We start from the raw sequence: 17064 nt of genomic DNA, 5'->3' as shown, positions 1-17064 counted from the left end.
AGGTCACTGAGAACGTGAGGACTTGCCGACGACGGTGACCACGACGAAGACGAGCAGAGCGACCACACCGATGATGAGGGCGACCTTGACCAGCCCGACCAGCATCGGCAGGAGGAAATTGAACAGCACGAAGAGACCCAGCAAGGTCCCTAGCACGAGCATGACGACTCTACCCATGGGGACACCGTACGTCCTCTGAGGATGATCCGCGAGGCTTACGAAGTAATGACGTACATGTCACTGGACGAGGCTGTCGCCGTACCGTGAAGAGGTGAAGACGCGCATCCTGGTCGTCGATGACGACCCGACCGTTTCCGAGGTCGTGGCGCGCTATCTGGAGCGCGACGGGCACGAGGTCGAGTGCGTCGGTGACGGCGTGGAGGCGCTGCGCAGGGCGCTGGCGCACCCTCCCGACCTCATGGTGCTCGACCTGATGCTGCCCAAGATCGACGGGCTGCAGGTGTGCAGGAAGCTCCGGGAGCGCTGGCCGGTCCCCGTGATCATGCTGACGGCGCTCGGTGAGGAGATCGACCGGGTGGTCGGGCTGGAGACGGGCGCCGACGACTACGTGACCAAGCCGTTCAGCCCGCGTGAGCTGGCGCTGCGGGTCCAGTCCGTGCTGCGCCGCGCCCGCGGGGCGTCCGTCACGGGCGGCACGGGGGTGCTGCGCGACGGGGATCTGGTGGTCGACGTGGGGGCCCATGAGGTACGGCTGCGCGGGGGCGAGGTGATGCTGACGGCGCGGGAGTTCGATCTGCTGGCGTACCTGATGCGCAATCCGCGGCAGGCGTTCAGCCGGTCGGCGTTGCTGGATCAGGTGTGGGGGTGGTCGTTCGGGGACTCGTCCACGGTGACGGTGCACGTGCGGCGGCTGAGGGAGAAGATCGAGCCCGATCCGACCGAGCCGCGGAGGATCGTCACGGTGTGGGGTGTGGGGTACCGGTACGAGCCGTTGGACGGTGGGTCGTGACGTCGTGGGCTTTTTTGGCGGCTTCGGCGGCTTCGGCTTCTTTGGCTTCTTCGGCGGCAGAGCCCGCGGCGGTGGCCGTGGGGGAGTTGCCCATGGTCGTGGCGGTGTCCGCCGGGATGGGGCTGCTGGTCGCGCTGGTCGGCATCGGGGTGATGTGGTGGCTGCGCACCAGGTCCATCGGGGTGATGCTGGCCGTCGTCGTGGTGGTGGCCGTGGCGGCGACGCTGGCCGGGGTCGTGGCGATCATCATGCGGATGATCATCGAGGGGCCGGTCAAGGACTTTGTGCTGAGCGTGGTCGCGGTGGGCGGGCTGGTGGGGCTCGGGGTCGCGTTCGTGCTGGCCAAGCGGGTGGTCGGGGAGAGCAGGCGGCTGGTGTCGGCGGTGCGCGACGTGCCGTTCGTGGCGCCTCAGGGGCTGCCCGCCGAGCTCCAGACGATCGCGAACACGCTGGAGGAGGCGTACGCGCGGGAGCGGGCACTGGAGGGCGCGCGGCGGGAGCTGGTCGCCTGGGTGAGCCACGACCTGCGTACGCCGCTGGCCGGCATGCGGGCCATGGCGGAGGCGCTGGAGGACGGGGTGGTGTCGGACGCCAAGACGGTCGCGCGGTACCACGGGCAGATCAAGCTGGAGGTGGAGCGGCTGTCCGCGATGGTGGACGACCTGTTCGAGCTGTCGCGGATCCATGCCGGGGCGCTGCGGCTCTCGCGGGCCAGGATCGGGCTGGCGGACCTCGTCGCCGACACCCTGGCCGGGGCCGAGCCCTTGGCGAGGGCCAAGGGGGTGGTGCTGACGGCTGAGGCGGCGGCCACCGTACCTGTGGAGGCCGACGCCGGGGCGTTGGGGCGGGCTCTGGGGAACCTGGTCGTCAACGCCATCCGCCACACGCCGTCTGACCGGACCGTCGTGCTGCGGGCCGGGGTGGACGACGAGGGGATGGCGTGCCTGTCGGTTACGGACTGTTGCGGGGGGATTCCCGAGGAGGATCTGTCCCGGGTGTTCGAGGTGGCTTTCCGGGGGGAGGCCGCTCGTACTCCTACGGTCGATGGTGGGGCGGGGCTCGGCCTGGCCATCGCGCAAGGGATCGTGGAGGCGCACGACGGGGTGATCGGAGTGGTCAACGATGGGCCGGGGTGCCGGTTCGAGATCCGGTTGCCCCTGGTCGGCAGCTGACGTTCACCGCCTCCGTCGGTTGTGCGTCCGGCGTCCGCTTGAGTCCTCGCCTGTGCGCTCGCCTGAGCCCTCGTCTGTGCTCTCGTCTGTGCTCTCGATCGGGGCTTCGGGTGACGTGCATGCTCTCAGGCGCTCTCGGGGAGTGCCGGGTCGGCTGTGTCCCGAGGAGCTCCGAACGACTCCGACATTGCCCGAAATGTCGGGCAAGGCCAGCGCCACATGCAGCTCCGGCACCGCAAGATCGGGTGGGCGGTGTCGCTGGTGATGCCCCCCGCGTCCCGAGGCTGGTGGAGATCGAGCAGCCTCAGCCCGAGCTCCGTGAACCTGAGCAGATCGGCGCGGGCGCCGGCGAGGAATTCGAGGTCCTCGACCGCGAGCCTGGTGCGGATGGGGACGTAGCCTTCGTGGTTCACCAGGCCACGAAGGCGCCCTGCTTCGTCATGCCATGAAGTGGCCTTGTCTGTGCGGATGAGGATGGACTCCAAACGTTCTCGGAGCCCTTGTCGCTGGGGATCTTCGGGTTTCTCTGCATTCATCGACGCGGGGCCCGCCAGTGGCGCCCCTGCCCCTCCTTCGCCATGAAGCCGTGCCGGTTCCGGTGTCACGCTGTCAAGCTTCGCGTACTCTCCGTTTTGATGGAGCCCAAACGGAGGACAAAAACCTGTGCTTGCCCTATCGGCGTGACAACGTGACCGGAAGCCTTCGCGCCGCTAGCCTGCCCATGTGGAGCTCAAGGTCTCGACTCGATCACACGCCGGGTGCGCACTCGTTGCCATCACCGGAGAAATCGACCTGTACACGGCGCCTCACCTGCAGTCCGAGTTCACTCGGCTGCTGCAGGAAGGGCCTAGCCGGGTGGTCATCGACATGTCCGCCGTGGATTTCTGTGACTCCACGGGGATGAACGTGCTGTTGTCGGCACTCAAACGAATGAAAGAGCAGGGAGGGGCGCTCGAAGTGGCCGCCCCGCGTCCTGCCGTACGGAAGATTCTGCAGGTCACCGGGCTTGATTCGGTGTTCACCGTGCATGATGAGGTGCCGCAGGAGTTCCTCATAACCGAGGGATCATGACGGGATCCGCGACAGAGGGCCGATGCGTCCGCGGAGCCCCGCTCCGCGGCCGGGCCCCGCACCCGAGCGGACCACCGCACCCGGGCACGGCCCCGCACCTGAGCGGAGCACGGCGGCTGAGCGGGGCACCGCACCTGGGTGAAGCGGCGCTTCGAGGTGTGGCTCCTGGGCCGCGGGCGGCCGCGTCCTGCGGCGGGGTCTCCCACTTGCGGGAGGTCGCGGTTCGAGGTGCGGTTCTTGGCCTGCGGGGAGCGACGTCCTGCGGCGGTGCCTTCCGTACGGGGGGAGCCGCGTTTCGACGTGCGGTTCCTGGCCTGCGGGGAGCCGCGTCCTGCGGCGGGATCTCGGGGCTGCGGGGAGCTGCGTTCCGAGGCGAGGTCTCGGGTCTGCGTAACGCCTTGCTGCGAGGGAAAGCTGGACCGCGGGGCCTTACGCCTGGACGGAGCCCCGCGCCTGTCCGGAGCTGTGCTCCGTGGCGGGGTCGGAGTCTGTACGCGCGTGGAGGTGACGCTCAGTGAGCGACGGCGACTCGCGCGGAGATGACACCCGCGACGATGACACGCGTGGGGGTGATACCCGTAACGGCGACACCCGCAGTGGCGACACGGCGGCCATCATTCCGGCCGTCAACGAGGCCGACCGCATCGCGGCCACCATCAAGGCCGCCGCGGCCCTTCCCGGTGTGGACCTCGTCGTGGTCGTGGACGACGGCTCGACGGACCGGACCGGCAAGGTGGCGCGTGCGGCGGGTGCCCGAGTGGTGCGGCACAGTCGTAACCGGGGCAAGGCCGCCGCGATGGAGACGGGCGCGGAAGCGGTCCGGCTCTTGGACGAGGACGCCGCTCCCCGCCACCTCCTGTTCCTCGACGCGGACCTGGGCGAGACGGCTCACGCCGCGGCCCCCCTCGTCGAGCCCGTACGCGCGGGCACGGCCGACATGACCATCGCGCAGTTCTCGACCAGGGTGAAGCTCGGCGGACACGGCTTAGTCGTGCGCCTGTCGAAAGAGGGCATCCGGCGGGCGACGGGCTACGAGCTCGCCCAGCCGCTCAACGGCCAGCGCTGCCTCACCAGAGCCGCGTTCGAGGCGGCCAGGCCGCTGGCGCACGGGTTCGGGGTGGAGACGGCGCTGACGATCGACCTGTTGCGCAAGGGGTACCGGATCGCCGAGGTCCAGGTGGACATGGCGCATCGGGCCACGGGGACGGACTGGCGGGCGCAACTCCATCGGGCCGTTCAACTGCGGGACGTGGCGCTCGCCTTGGCCACGCGGGACCCTCTCGTCGTCAAGAACCTCGGCAAACGCCGCCCCACCCGCTGACCCTGCTTCGGTTCACCGGGCCAGAGCCGGCATTGGTTGATCGCTGCCCTTGGCACAGGTGGCTGGGCTGCCCGCTTGCCTCTGGACAGGCCGGGCTTCATCCACAGGCATGTCTGGCGCGAGCGGGTTATCCACAGGTTGCCGTCGCTGGGCCGAAGGCGCGCCGCGAGTGTGCTGGAATTTCCCGGTGACTTCGGAGACGCGGCGGGAAAGGGAGCACGAGCCGGTTCGAGCGCCGGCACCAGCTCTGGCACGAGGGCTGCCCTGGTGGCCCTCACGGGGGTCTTCTCGGGGGCCTTCTCGGGGGCCTTCGTGGGGACGGCTCGCGGGGCTCGCTGCCGTGGCGGCGATCGGGACCTCGATCCTGCTGACGATCGGCATCGGGCTCCTCGGTCCCTCGCCCTTGGTTCCGGCCTTGGGAGGTCAGGGCCGGCAACCGCCGTATTCGCTGGACGCCCAGCCGGACCCGCACCTGACGATCGCCCTCGCTGTCGCGGCGATCACCCTCGGTGGCATCGGCCTGCTGATCGCGCTCGCCGTCCTCCGGTCAGCCGTCAGAGCCGAATCGCGGACCCCGACACCCACTCCGGCCGATCCTGAACGCCATGCCGAAGTTGAGCCGGGTGCCTTTGACACGGCCGGCCACGGGTCCTCTGCTTCGGCTGAGTCCGGGCCCTCCAGCGCGACCGGTCGAGTGGTGTCCGATCCGGTGGATCCCGGACCCCCGGGCGCGACTGGTCGAGAAATACTCGATCCGGTGGATCCCGGGCCCTCCGGCGCGACCGGTCGAGAGGCATCCGATTCGGTGGAGCCCAGGTTCCCTGGCGTGACCGGTCGCGTGGTGTCCGATTTGGTAGAGTCCAAATCCCTTGGCATGACCGGTCGCGGGCCGACTGCTTCGGCCGTCTCCGGGCTCACTGGATGGCCGAGTGCGCGACTCCTGGTGCTCATCGGCTGCCTCGCCGCCGCCATCCTCGCGTTCCTGCCTCCCTCAGGCTCCGGCGACCACCTCAACTACGCCGCCTACGGCCGTATGGTGACCCTCGGCCTCAGCCCCTACACCCACGGCGCGGTTGACCTGCCGGGCGACCCCATCGCCGACGCCGTGGAGGAGCCCTGGCGCGAGGAGCCGAGCGTGTACGGGCCCGTGGCCACGGCCCTGCAAGCGGCGGCGAGCTGGATCGGCGGTGACTCGCTCCGGCTGACGATATTCGTGCTGGCCCTGTTCAACGCCGCCGCCTTCATCGTGACGGGTCTCCTCATAGACCGGTTCACCAGGGACGATCCCGCCAGGCGGCTGCGGGCCGCCCTGCTGTGGACGGCCAACCCGCTGCTGCTCTACCACCTGGTCGCGGGCCTGCACGTGGACACCCTCGCCATTGCCTGCATGGTCGCCGCGCTCCTGGCCAGAAGCCGTCCCGCAGGTGCCGGAGTCCTGCTCGGGCTCGGAGTGGCCATCAAGGTGAACGCCGGCCTGGTCGCCCTCGGCCCGGCCTGGGAGCTGCGCAGGAGACCCGCCCGCCTGGCGCTCATGGCCGCGTGCGCCCTCGCGGTGGTGGTCGCCGGATACGCCATCGTGGGCCCAGAGGCGATCGCGCCGATGACGCGCACCAGCAAGTCGATCTCACACGCCTCGTTCTGGAAGCTGGTCCAGGGCTGGTTCCAGTCGTTCGTGGGCACCGGCAGCGCCTACCGGGGAGAGATCCAGATCGGCTCGCTGCTGGTGCTGGCACTCGTCGCCTGGTCCTTGCTCCGCTGGGCGGCCCGCTCCGGTCAGGCGAGCCGCCTCACACCGCTTCGGGCGAACGACCCAACGAGCCGCGTACAAGGCGGGCTGGAGGCGCCTGTCGTCGCGGCCGGGCTCGTCGTGGCGTACCTCTTCGCGACCCCATACATCCTGCCCTGGTACGACGGGCTGGCGCTCGGGCTGCTGGCCCTGGTGACGGCGTCCGCGGTGGACGGGTTCGTGGTCGCGCACCTCCTGGTCCTGTCGCTCGCGTACCTGCCGGCCCGGGTGGAGGGGCAACCGCCGGACCTGGAGTGGCTCAGCAGCGTGCTCAGGCCTCAGCTCGCGTGGGTGCTGCTGGCTCTGACCGTGGCTCTGATCCTGTGGGCTTGGCGAGCTGCAGGGCGCGTACACAGGCTGCCAGCGTCAGCGGAACGGCCACCGTCAGGGCCATAGCGGGGATGGCGATGCCGGAGTCGTTCATGAGGAAGCCGACGAATGCGCAGGTGAGAGCACCGAACAGACCCGCTCTGAGTGTCGGCGCCAGGATGTAGGCCTGGCCGAGAGCTGAGGCGCCCCAGCGTGAGGGACGGGCGAGCACCAGGAACAGGAACGCCAGCGCGACCAGTGAGAGGAGGGTCAATGACCAGTTGCCGACGGTTACGCCGATCATGGCGCCGAACTTGCGGCCGATGACGGTCCACGCCTGACCGTCGATGAACTGCTGGACGAACGCTCCCAGGTGGGTTCGCTCCGACTCCGGGCGCAGCCAGTCGAACACCGAGATGGCGCCGATGAGCGCGGCCCCGACCAGGCCGACGAGCAGGAGGCGGAGCACCGATACGCGCTTGCCCGAAAGCAGTATGAGGAAGACCGCCAGACCGATCACGAACGCCGGGACACCGCCGAAGTCCGCGCCCCACGATGGCCAGCCGTCCGCGAAGACCGCGAAACCTCCGTACAAACCACAGACCACTACGACCATGACCTTCGATACACCCTTGCGGAGCAGCCACTGGGCCACCCCTGCCAGCCCGAGGATCGTGCCGGTCGCGTACACGGCGAAGGCGATGTTGCTGAAGCCGTAGAAACGTCCTCCGGTCACGGGCTCGTAGCCGGTTACCGCGTTCACCTGGAGTTTGGAGCCGGTCATGACATCGATGAGAAGGGCGACGGAGGTGATGGCGGAGACCACGGTCAGCGGGCCGAGCACGTGAGCGCGCCAGGGGCCGGCGAAGGCCACTGCGGTGATCAGACCGGCGATGGCCAGGATCGTGACGATCACCGACAGCATCGGCACCGGCAGGGTCCACCAGGGCACGAGCTGGGCCAGGAACGTGGAGACGGCGATGGCGCCGCTCAGCACGGCCACGGCCTGAATGGCCACCAGGATCTTGGATGCGCTCGCCAGGTCGGTGGGGATGCCCGTGGGTGCTGTTTCGGGAGTGTGGTTGATGGCGGTGATGTTCGGGCGGGCGGCCTCGGGTGTGCTGCCGGCGGCGGAGGTGTCCGGATGCGCAGGCTCGGCTGGGCCGTTGAGGGCGGGGGTGACTGTGGTTTCTGCCGGGTTGGTCGCGGTGGTTGCCGGGCTGGGTGCTGTGGTGGCGGCCGGGGTTGGGGTGGTGGCGCGGCGGCGGCGTAGGGCGAGGGCGGCGAGGGCGTAGAAGAGGAGCTGGATCGTCACGAGGACGGTGAAGAACGGGCCGCGTACCTCTTTGAGTACCTGGCTGGCCAAGTCTCCGTCCGCGAGCTCCGCCACCGTGTCGGCCGGGGTGGCGGGGGCGGGGCCGCCGGGTTGCCAGGAGCGGCCGACCACGTCGCGTGTGGCGGGCAGCCCGAGGAGCTGGATCGTGGTGGCGGTGAGGTCGGTGATCGTGACCAGGGCGTCCTGGCGGGTGGAGCTGGCGGTGAGGTGGTCATGGGGGTACGGCTCGCCGGTCGGCGACGGGCCGGTGGCGATCGCGACGTGGAGGTGGGCGTTCGGCGTCACGTCGGAGATGCCGGCCACCAGGATCGTCGTGTCGGGTGGCAGCTTGCTGATCAGGGCGCTGATCTGCTGGTCCGCCCTGGACACGGCTGCTTGGCGGTCTGCGGCGGGCATCGAGGTGGGGATGCCGTACTCGTCCAGGGGGCGGCGGGCCCACTCGTTCGCCAGGTCGGCGGCTTCGAGGATGATCAGGTTGTAAGGGGTGAAGTCGCTCAGGGCATCGAGGGTGGGGGCGTATTTGGCGATGTTTCCGGACTTGTTGGCCCCGCCGAGGGCGGCACCGGGGCCGATGGCGGCGACCTTGCCTCCGCCGTCGGTGACGAGTTGGCCGAGGGTGCCGAGCTGGGCGTTGTATCCGGTTTCGGACTGGTACGCGGTCAGGGCCTGCCAGCCAGGGACCGTGGCGCCCTGGTCGGTCACTTGAGGGGCGGGTGGAGCGGGGCAGCCCTTGCCTGCCGTGCCGGCTCGCTGGCCTGCCGAGACCGTCAGCCAGCCCGCGACGGGGCAGGTGATGCCGCGGTCCGGCGGCGGGACGGCGCGGGTCGAGAGGGAGGCGGAGGCACCCTCGGCGACGAGTTGCCAGAGGGCGGGCGTACGGGATCGGTCGAGGTCGCTCCACTCGAGACCGGGCACGCCGATGAGCGCCACTCGTCCCTGGATCTGGCCGGACTGCTGCTGCTCCTGTCCCTGGGCCTGGGCAGGCTGCTGCCTCTGGTGGTTTGTGGCCGGGGTTTTCGTGGTGGGGCCGGTCTGGGCTTGGGGCGTTGAGCGGGTGAGGGCGGTGTGGCCCAGAGCTGCGGCGTGTGCTGAGGGTGTGGTGAGGGTCGTGTGGTTCTGGGGTGTGGCGGCGGTGGGTGGCAGGGTGACTGCGGTGGAGCCGTAGATCGGGGCGGTGTGGCCGAGGGGTGTGGCGGCGGTGGCTGGGGCTGCGGCGAGGGCCGTGGGGAGGAGGAGGCCCAGGAGCAGGGTGGCGGCTGTGCGTACAGGATGGCGGGCGCTACGGGCCCCCGCCAGGTGCCTGGAAGCGCTACGGACCCACGCCAGGTGCCTGGAAGCGCCATGGGCCCACGCTAGGTGCCTGGAAGTGCTACGGCCGTACGCCGGGTGCTTGGAAGCGTTACTGCCGTACGCCGGGTGCCTGGAAGCGCGGCGGGCTGGGGGGTGAGGTGCCACGGGAGGCGAGCCGGGTGTGGCGGTTGGCATGTACGGACCCCCAGAGTCTGCCCCTCGATCAACAACAGCCACGGTAACGTGCCACACCGTGACAAGTGGCGAGGTGCGGGTGATGCGGCGGCAGTGGTGGGCGTGGGCGATCGTGGCGCTCGTCGTCGCGGCGGCCGTGGCGCCGCTGGTGCACACGTGGCTCACCAACGCGGACGACCAGCGACTGGTCGACCTGGACGTTTACCGTACCGGCGGGCAGATGCTGCTCGACGGGCGTCCGGTGTACGACTACTTCACGCCGGCGCCCCAGTTGCTCCCGTTCACGTATCCGCCGATCGCGGCGATGCTGGCCGTGGCGCTGGCGGAGATGTCCTGGGGGACGGCCCAGTGGGTGTGGACGGCCGGGATCTTCGTGGCGCTGGCCGTGACCGTGGGGTTCGCGTTCAGGCCGGTGCTGCGGAAGCACGCGCCGTGGGTGTTCGCGTTCCTCATGGTCGCCTGCGTCTATCTGATGCCGATCAGGGACCAGGTGCGGTTCGGGCAGGTGGACATCCTGCTGGTCGCGTTGTGCCTGGCGGACTGCGCGGCGAAGCGGCCGTGGTGGCCCCGGGGGTTCCTGATCGGGCTGGCCACGGCGGTGAAGCTGACGCCCGGGGTCTTCCTGATCTACCTGCTGGTCACCAGGCAGTGGCGGACGCTCGCGATGGCGGTGTTCGCCGCGGCGGTGCTGACGTTGCTGCCGTTCGCGGTGATTCCGCAGGACGCGGCGGACTTCTGGTTCTCGGCGCTGCTCGATCCCGAACGGCTCGGCGCGAACGCGGCCACCACCAACCAGTCGATCCGGGGCATGCTGATCCGGCTCTACATGCCCGGTTTCCTGGAGTCCGCGATCTGGGTCGTCATCGTGGCCGCGGTCGGCTGGTACGGGTTCCGCGGCGCCCGTGACGCGTACGAGGCGAAAGATCCGATCACCGCCGTCGCCCTCGTCGGGCTGATGGCCGTGCTGCTCTCGCCGGTCGCCTGGATCCATCACCTGGCCTGGGTGGTCGTGGTGCTCGGCGCCATCGTGGGAGACGGGCGCGATCCGGTCAGGCTGCGGGTGGCGGCCGGGGTGTGGCTGTTCTACGTGGTGCCGGTGCCCTGGTGGGGGGTTTCGCTGAAGGCGGCGAACATCCCAGGGGTCAGCGTGGTGCTCGGGAAGATCGTCCAGAACGGTTTCGGGCTGGGCGCGCTGGCTTTGGTGTGGTTGTTGGTGTCCTGGTTGCCGAAACGGCGGAGGATCGCCTGACCGAACCATTACCCTCTGTGCCGTGCTCGTTACCACCTGGGTCATTGTGGGCGTCGTCGCCGGGGTCAGTGGCGTGTTCATCGGTTTTCTGGCGCTCAAGCAGGCCAGGGCCACGGTGGAGGAGTGTCGGCGGATGCTGGCCAGACAGACGAGCGAGGGCATGGGAGACCTCAAAGCGATCAGAGACGTGGCCGTCTGCCGGTACGACGCGCTGTCGGAGATGACCGGGCGGCTGTCGTTCTCCGTCGCGATGATCAACGGGCTGGGCGACGGCATCGTGCTGACCTCGATCAACGGCCGGAGCGAGACGCGTACCTATGTGCGGCCCGTGGTGGGCGGGAAGGGGCAGCAGCCGCTCTCGCCCGAGGAGGAAGAGGCGGTGCGGGCGGCCAGGCTGGGCATCGGGCCGCTGATCGCGTCCCGGGCCTCCGGACCGCTCTGAGGACATCTGGGCCGCTTCACAGGGCCGGCCTGAGGGCGGTCGTGCAGGTCTGGTACAGCGAATGTACGCGTTGGGCGTCAACCTGCGGATACTCTGGAACCATGCCCAGACTCGCCTATCTCGGACCCGAAGGCACCTTCACCGAAGAGGCCCTGCGGCTCCTCGACCCCGCCGCCGAGCGGCTGCCCTGCGCCACGGTCAGCGCCGCGCTCAACGCCGCCCGCAAGGGCGACGCCGACGGCGCCGTGGTCCCGCTGGAGAACTCCATCGAGGGCGCGATCACCACGACGCTCGACGAGTTCGCCTGGGGCGAGCCGTTGCTGATCAACGCCGAGCTGCTGCTGCCCGTGCAGTTCTCGCTGCTCGCCAGGCCCGGCACCGAGCTCGCGCACATCAAGCGGGTCTACACGCATCCGGCGGCCATCACCCAGTGCCGCGCGTACATCTCGCGCGAGCTCCCCGACGCCGTCGTGGTCTCCGCGCCTTCGACGGCTGCCGCGGCGCAGGAGGTCTCGCTGCCCGGCTCGCCGTACGACGCCGCCATCGCCGCCCGCATCGCCGGTGAGCACTACGGGCTGGTGGAGCTGGCCGTCGACATCGGCGACCGGTCCGACACCGTGACCAGGTTCGTCAAGGTGAGCCGGCCGCAGCCGCTGCCGGAGGCGACCGGCTCCGACCGCACCACGCTGGTCGTCTTCCTCGCCGACGACCACCCGGGCGCGCTGCTGGAGATGCTGACCGAGTTCTCCGTACGCGGGGTCAACCTGACGCGCATCGAGTCGCGGCCGACGGGTGACGGGATCGGGCGCTATTTCTTCCACTTCGACTTCGAGGGGCACGTCGCCGACGCGCGGGTCGGTGAGGCCATCGCCGGGCTGCACCGCATCTGCGGCGAAGTGCGATTCCTCGGCAGCTATCCGCGGGCCGACGGGGTCGCGCCGCGGATCAAGCGGGGCACGGCCGACGCCGAGTTCGCCGAGGCCGGCGACTGGCTGACCCGGGTCCGCGCGGGCCTGGCCTGACCGGCTGGGGCTGGTCCGGAGAAGCGTTCCGCGGTGGCTGCGGGTAATCCGGGGGCTGTCGCGGGCTAATCGAGGGGCGGGCGGCCGTCGCGCGCCGGTAGCCTTTGTTTGTGATTGACCTGCGTACCCTTCGTGAGGATCCCGACCGGCTACGGGCGTCGCAGCGTGCCCGCGGTGAGGACGACTCCATCGTCGACACGCTGCTCGACCTCGACGAGCGCCGCCGATCCGCGCTGACCTCGTTCGAGTCTCTACGCGCTGAGCAAAAGAGTATGGGCAAGTCGGTCTCCAAGACGCAGGGCGAGGAGAAGGCCGCGCTGCTCCAGCGGGCCAAGGAGCTCGCCGGTCAGGTCAAGTCAGCCGAGGCCGAGGCGGAGAAGCTGGGGGGCGAGCTGGACGAGGTCCTCCAGACGGTGCCCAACATCGTCGAGGAGGGCGCGCCGTCCGGCGGCGAGGACGACTACGTGGTGCTCGAGACCCACGGTGAGCCGCGGGTGTTCGACTTCGAGCCCAAGGACCACCTGGAGCTGGGCGAGGCGCTCGGCGCCATCGACATGGAGCGCGGCGCCAAGGTGTCCGGCTCGCGGTTCTTCTTCCTCAAGGGGCTCGGCGCGCGGCTGCAGCTCGGCCTGCTCAACATGGCGATGCAGCAGGCCATCGAGGCCGGGTTCACGCCGATGATCACGCCGGTGCTCGTCAAGCCGGAGACCATGCAGGGCACCGGTTTCCACGTGGCCCACGACAAGGAGATCTACCGGCTTCCCGACGACGACCTCTACCTGGTCGGCACCTCGGAGGTGGCGCTGGCGGGCTACCACGCCCAGGAGATCCTCAGCGGCGACGAGCTGCCGCTGCGCTACGCGGGCTGGTCCTCGTGCTTCCGTCGCGAGGCGGGCTCGTACGGCAAGGACACCAGGGGCATCATCCGGGTCCACCAGTTCGACAAGGTGGAGATGTTCTCCTACGTACGCCCTGAGGAGGCGCACGAGGAGCACCAGCGCCTGCTGGCGTGGGAGAAGGAGATGCTGGCCAAGATCGAGGTCCCTTACCGGATCATCGACACGGCCGCCGGTGACCTCGGTATGTCGGCGGCCAGGAAGTTCGACTGCGAGGCGTGGATCCCGACCCAGGGGCGCTACCGCGAGCTGACCTCGACCTCCAACTGCGGCGAGTTCCAGGCCCGCAGGCTCGCCGTCCGCTATCGCGACAAGGACGGCAAGCCGCAGCACCTGGCCACGCTCAACGGCACGCTGGCCACGACGCGCTGGATCGTGGCGATCCTGGAGAACCACCAGCAGGCCGACGGCTCTGTGGTGCTTCCCGAGGCGCTGCGCCCTTACGTGGGGCTCGACGTGCTGGAGCCCGCCAAGTAGGCACCGGCCGGCGCGCGGCTGAGCCGACCGGATGACGGCGAGGCTGAGCTGGGCGCCGGCAAGACCGGGCCGGGCCTGGCCGGGTGACGGCGCGGCTGAGCCGGGCCGGGTGCTGCCGGCCGCTCAGCCGCTGGTGCCGGGTGCGCTCAGTCGTGCGGGTAAGGGTCTGCGTTCGTGTAGGGGTCTGTGTACGCGTCAGAGTCTGTACGCCGGGCGTCGCGTCTGATGACCGCGACGCCCGCGAACAGCACGAGCGCGGTCAGCAGCACGGCGAAGACGACGGCCAGCTCGTACGAGCCGGGCGTGCCGGTCGACCAGCCGTAGAAGGGCGTGTAGACGGTCGCGTACACCAGTGGTGCCGCCAGCAGCCCCACCGCCACCGGCGTCGGCTCCGTCTTCCCGATGATCACCAGGACGAAGCACCACATGGCTCCTGCCAAGGCCATCAGCCCGCCGATCAGGAGCATCAACAGCCCGATGCCGAAGAGCCCATGCCAGCTCAGCAGAGCCAGATAGAACCCCGTGGCGGCCATCGCGGCGAAACCCGTGTAGAGACGATGGCGCCGGCGCACCCCCGCCCCGATGCCGCCGAACATCATCAGTGCGGCCAGGAACAGCGCCAGGTCCATCTCGGGGGTGAGATCCACCTCGTCGAGGTGGACGTCGTCGCCCGGCCAGCCCACGCGCCGCCATGCTCCCGACGGGTCGCGGACCAGGATGCCGTCCTGGCTGTTCGCGACGACCACGGTGTGCCCGCCCGGCCGGGCCTGTACGGCCAGAGCCACGGAACGCAGGTCGGCCCGGCCGCCGTGCTGTCTGACCAGCCGCTCGCGGTCGTCCCCTGACAGCGACCACGAGGGACCCCATGTGGTGCCGCCGTCGTCCGACTGCTCGACGGCCAGGCGCCCCGACGTCACCCGGTAGCAGCGTGTCCCTTGTCCGGGCACGCAGGCCGCGCTCTGCGGCGACTTGATCCGCTCGTACTGTCCCTCCGCCCAGGTCTGGCCGCCGTCCTCCGACACCCATGCGGGCGACGAGCCGTTCCGGACGTGGACGATGATCCGGCCGGCCTTGTCCACCTCGACGGACTCGGCGGAGGGCGGGAGCGGGGCGGCGGACGTGGCGGTCACCGCCAGCACGGCCAGCGGCACGGTCACCAGGATCCGCCACCGCGCGGGAAACATCTCCAGACCGCGCCGGGCCGGCTTCAGGGCCGGGTCCAGACTGCGCCGGCGTGCGGAGCCCGGTTGCGGGTCGAGGGCGCGGTTGCGGATCCACCAGGCCAGGGCGAGCGTGGGCAGGGCCAGGAGGTCCGTAGGATCGGCCAGGACGCGCGACGGATCCGCCACAAGGGTCCAGGCCTGGGTGGCGGCCTCAGCGCCCGTCTCCGTGGTCTTCACGAGCACGAAGACCACCCCGGTCAGTACGGTGGCCGCGAGGTCCCCCCGCCGCCGGAAGAGCAACGCCGGCAGGGCGGGCGCCACGAGCAGTCCGGCGAAGTCGCTCAGCTTGCCGGTGACGAACCCGGGCCAGACCTGCTTGAACAGATGATCGTTGAGCAAGAGCACGACCACCCCGGCAACGGTCACGGGGTGACATAACCACGCGTACCTCATGTAGAGGTCGATGGCCGGGAGCACCGAGAGGTTCAGCGGTTATGTGAGTCGAGTCACACCCGTGACCTTCCTGACACCGGGCCCGCCACAAGGCCCGGGACGGCAAAAGACCGGAGCCCGCTGGAAGCGAACTCCGGTCTGTCTCGCTGCTACAGGTCAGATGGCTCGGACCTGAGAGGCCTGCGGCCCCTTCTGGCCCTGCGTGATCTCGAACTCGACCCGCTGGCCGTCTTCAAGGCTGCGGTAGCCGTTGCCGACGATCTCGGAGAAGTGCACGAACACGTCCGGCGCACCGCCGTCCGGGGCGATGAAGCCGAAGCCCTTCTCGGCGTTGAACCACTTGACGGTTCCCTGAGCCATAAAAGCTCTCCCTCAGGATGTGAATCTATGGGACCCACACCTCGTGGGTCCCGGTGTGTCGTACAGCAAGCACCCGGGGTGGCTCAGACAAAGTCATGCTGGTTTTCACTACGGGATCAGCTAATACAACGCCATCACATCTAACACCATTCTGGAGCGTTGGTGTTCCCGTCCCTAGGAAGATTTCTGTCAGGCGGCATCACCGGGCAAACTGGAACGTGTTATGCAGAGCCTTCACGCACCGCGCCTAGTGGCCACCGACCTCGACGGTACTGCCCTGCGCGCCGACGGAACCGTGTCTCCCCGCACGGTCGCCGCCTTCGGCAAAGTCGAGGAATCAGGGGCTGTACTCGTGTTCGTGACAGGGCGTCCGCCCCGGTGGATGGGCGCGGTGGCGGGTGCGGTACGTCACCAAGGGCTCGCCATCTGTGCGAACGGTGCGCTGATCTACGATCTACATACCGAACGGATAGTGGAATCTCACCTGATCGCCGTCGACGTACTCGAGGAAGTGGTCGCTCAGCTAAGAGCGAACGTGCCCGAACTCGTATTTTCGGTCGAGTATGAAGCCGGTTTTGCGCATGAGTCAGATTTCCGGCTCGGCGGCTTGGACAGGAAGGGCGCGGGGATCGTACGCGTCGACTCCATGACCTCACTCCCATGCGCCAAGCTCCTGGCCCTGCATCGGGGAATGAACGCGGACGAACTCCAGTCCACCGTCCACGAGTTGGTGGGGCACTTGGTGACCGCCACCCACTCCAGCGGAAGGGGCCTGATCGAGATGAGCGCCCAGGGCGTCACAAAGGCGACGGCCCTGGCGGCGCTCGCCGCGCAGCACGAGATCAGGTCGTCGCACGCGATCGCGTTCGGTGACATGCCGAACGACCTGCCCATGCTGAGCTGGGCAGGCACGTCGTACGCGGTCGCGAACGCACACCCCGACGTGCTGGCGGCGGTCGATCACGTGACCGCGACCAACGACGACGACGGCGTCGCTCAGGTGCTCGAAACCCTTTACGGGTGACGAGCGGGCCGTTACAGGTAAGGGCCGGAACCGTGCGGCGGCCGCTGCGCGTCGTCGCCCGGCACCCCGGGCAGCGCCCTGCGCATCTGCTCAAGCTGCGCCCGAGCGGCCATCTGCTGCGCGAACAGCGTGGTCTGGATGCCGTGGAACAACCCTTCGAGCCACCCGACGAGCTGGGCGTGGGCGATGCGCAGCTCGGCCTCGCTCGGCGGCGTGCCGTTCTCGTCGGTGAACGGGAGCGACAGCCGCTCCAGCTCGTCGACCAGCTCGGGCGCCAGGCCGTCCTCGAGCTCCTTGATGGAGGACTCGTGGATCTCCTTCAGGCGCTTGCGGCTGGCCTCGTCGAGGGGAGCCGCGCGCACCTCCTCGAGGAGCTGCCTGATCATGCTGCCGATGCGCATCACCTTGGCGGGCTGCTCGACCAGGTTGGTGACCGACCGATCGTCCTCGCCGCTATCGCCCTGACCTTGGAAGTCGGGACCCACCACCACGATGTGGGGGGTGTTGTTGTCCTCAGCATTCATAACA

The 17064-nt window shown here is 69.4% G+C and carries 14 protein-coding genes and 1 pseudogene; 10 read left to right on the top strand and 5 right to left on the bottom strand.

The window, feature by feature from the left end:
- Positions 1-3 precede the first annotated feature (3 nt).
- Positions 4-177, bottom strand: coding sequence for a hypothetical protein (locus tag ABEA43_RS29120; RefSeq protein WP_345566699.1), 174 nt, complete (start codon positions 175-177; stop codon positions 4-6).
- Positions 178-271: 94 nt separating this feature from the next.
- Between ABEA43_RS29120 and ABEA43_RS29115 the strand changes: the two genes are divergently transcribed.
- The 5 genes and pseudogenes from ABEA43_RS29115 to mptB all read left to right on the top strand — a co-directional run.
- Positions 272-970, top strand: coding sequence for a response regulator transcription factor (locus tag ABEA43_RS29115; protein WP_345566698.1), 699 nt, complete (start codon positions 272-274; stop codon positions 968-970).
- 92 nt (positions 971-1062) lie between these two features.
- On the top strand, positions 1063-2142 hold the full coding sequence (locus ABEA43_RS29110; RefSeq protein WP_345566697.1) for a sensor histidine kinase: 1080 nt from the start codon (positions 1063-1065) through the stop codon (positions 2140-2142).
- A 723-nt stretch (positions 2143-2865) separates the two neighbouring features.
- Complete coding sequence (locus ABEA43_RS29105; protein ID WP_138698378.1) at positions 2866-3213, top strand: STAS domain-containing protein; 348 nt, start codon at positions 2866-2868, stop codon at positions 3211-3213.
- A gap of 613 nt (positions 3214-3826) precedes the next feature.
- The gene (locus ABEA43_RS29100; RefSeq protein WP_345566824.1) at positions 3827-4534 is read left to right on the top strand and encodes a glycosyltransferase family 2 protein; all 708 of its coding nucleotides are present in this window, start codon (positions 3827-3829) and stop codon (positions 4532-4534) included.
- Positions 4535-4643: 109 nt separating this feature from the next.
- Positions 4644-6299: pseudogene (mptB, locus tag ABEA43_RS29095) on the top strand (polyprenol phosphomannose-dependent alpha 1,6 mannosyltransferase MptB); the annotation flags it as partial.
- 292 nt (positions 6300-6591) lie between these two features.
- On the opposite strand, the gene ABEA43_RS29090 reads toward mptB, so the two are convergent.
- Positions 6592-8895, bottom strand: a complete 2304-nt coding sequence (locus ABEA43_RS29090) for a hypothetical protein (RefSeq protein ID WP_345566695.1) — start codon at positions 8893-8895, stop codon at positions 6592-6594.
- A 613-nt stretch (positions 8896-9508) separates the two neighbouring features.
- Between ABEA43_RS29090 and ABEA43_RS29085 the strand changes: the two genes are divergently transcribed.
- From ABEA43_RS29085 to serS, 4 genes are all read left to right on the top strand, one after another.
- Positions 9509-10699, top strand: coding sequence for a glycosyltransferase 87 family protein (locus ABEA43_RS29085; RefSeq protein ID WP_345566693.1), 1191 nt, complete (start codon positions 9509-9511; stop codon positions 10697-10699).
- A gap of 22 nt (positions 10700-10721) precedes the next feature.
- Entirely contained in the window at positions 10722-11141 is a 420-nt protein-coding gene (locus ABEA43_RS29080) for a DUF4446 family protein (protein WP_345566691.1), read from the top strand.
- A gap of 101 nt (positions 11142-11242) precedes the next feature.
- Positions 11243-12163 carry a prephenate dehydratase gene (gene pheA / locus ABEA43_RS29075; RefSeq protein WP_345566689.1) on the top strand — a complete coding sequence of 307 codons (921 nt, stop codon included), beginning with the start codon at positions 11243-11245 and terminating at the stop codon, positions 12161-12163.
- Positions 12164-12273: 110 nt separating this feature from the next.
- A complete protein-coding gene (serS, locus tag ABEA43_RS29070; protein WP_345566688.1) occupies positions 12274-13536 on the top strand; it encodes a serine--tRNA ligase in 1263 nt (420 codons plus the stop codon).
- Positions 13537-13682: 146 nt separating this feature from the next.
- On the opposite strand, the gene ABEA43_RS29065 is transcribed toward serS, so the two are convergent.
- Together ABEA43_RS29065 and ABEA43_RS29060 are read right to left on the bottom strand one after the other, a co-directional pair.
- Positions 13683-15110, bottom strand: coding sequence for a hypothetical protein (locus tag ABEA43_RS29065; RefSeq protein WP_345566686.1), 1428 nt, complete (start codon positions 15108-15110; stop codon positions 13683-13685).
- A gap of 198 nt (positions 15111-15308) precedes the next feature.
- Positions 15309-15512, bottom strand: a complete 204-nt coding sequence (locus ABEA43_RS29060) for a cold-shock protein (RefSeq protein ID WP_043619750.1) — start codon at positions 15510-15512, stop codon at positions 15309-15311.
- A gap of 250 nt (positions 15513-15762) precedes the next feature.
- Here ABEA43_RS29060 and ABEA43_RS29055 point away from each other — a divergent pair, with 250 nt between their 5' ends.
- Positions 15763-16536, top strand: coding sequence for an HAD family hydrolase (locus ABEA43_RS29055; protein WP_345566684.1), 774 nt, complete (start codon positions 15763-15765; stop codon positions 16534-16536).
- 11 nt (positions 16537-16547) lie between these two features.
- On the opposite strand, the gene ABEA43_RS29050 is transcribed toward ABEA43_RS29055, so the two are convergent.
- The gene (locus ABEA43_RS29050; RefSeq protein WP_345566683.1) at positions 16548-17060 is read right to left on the bottom strand and encodes a bacterial proteasome activator family protein; all 513 of its coding nucleotides are present in this window, start codon (positions 17058-17060) and stop codon (positions 16548-16550) included.
- Positions 17061-17064: the final 4 nt, after the last annotated feature.

The organism is Nonomuraea rosea, from assembly GCF_039539705.1.
Taxonomy (GTDB): domain Bacteria; phylum Actinomycetota; class Actinomycetes; order Streptosporangiales; family Streptosporangiaceae; genus Nonomuraea; species Nonomuraea rosea.
Note: the sequence above shows the minus strand (reverse complement) of the source record. Positions and strands in the feature narration are given on the sequence as shown.

Bases quoted from the DNA above. Each gene is read 5' to 3' on its own strand.
- ABEA43_RS29050 (WP_345566683.1), bottom strand. From the start codon at position 17,060: ATGAATGCTGAGGACAACAACACCCCCCACATCGTGGTGGTGGGTCCC.
- ABEA43_RS29110 (WP_345566697.1), top strand. From the start codon at position 1,063: ATGGTCGTGGCGGTGTCCGCCGGGATGGGGCTGCTGGTCGCGCTGGTC.
- ABEA43_RS29060 (WP_043619750.1), bottom strand. From the start codon at position 15,512: ATGGCTCAGGGAACCGTCAAGTGGTTCAACGCCGAGAAGGGCTTCGGC.
- pheA (WP_345566689.1), top strand. From the start codon at position 11,243: ATGCCCAGACTCGCCTATCTCGGACCCGAAGGCACCTTCACCGAAGAG.
- ABEA43_RS29120 (WP_345566699.1), bottom strand. From the start codon at position 177: ATGGGTAGAGTCGTCATGCTCGTGCTAGGGACCTTGCTGGGTCTCTTC.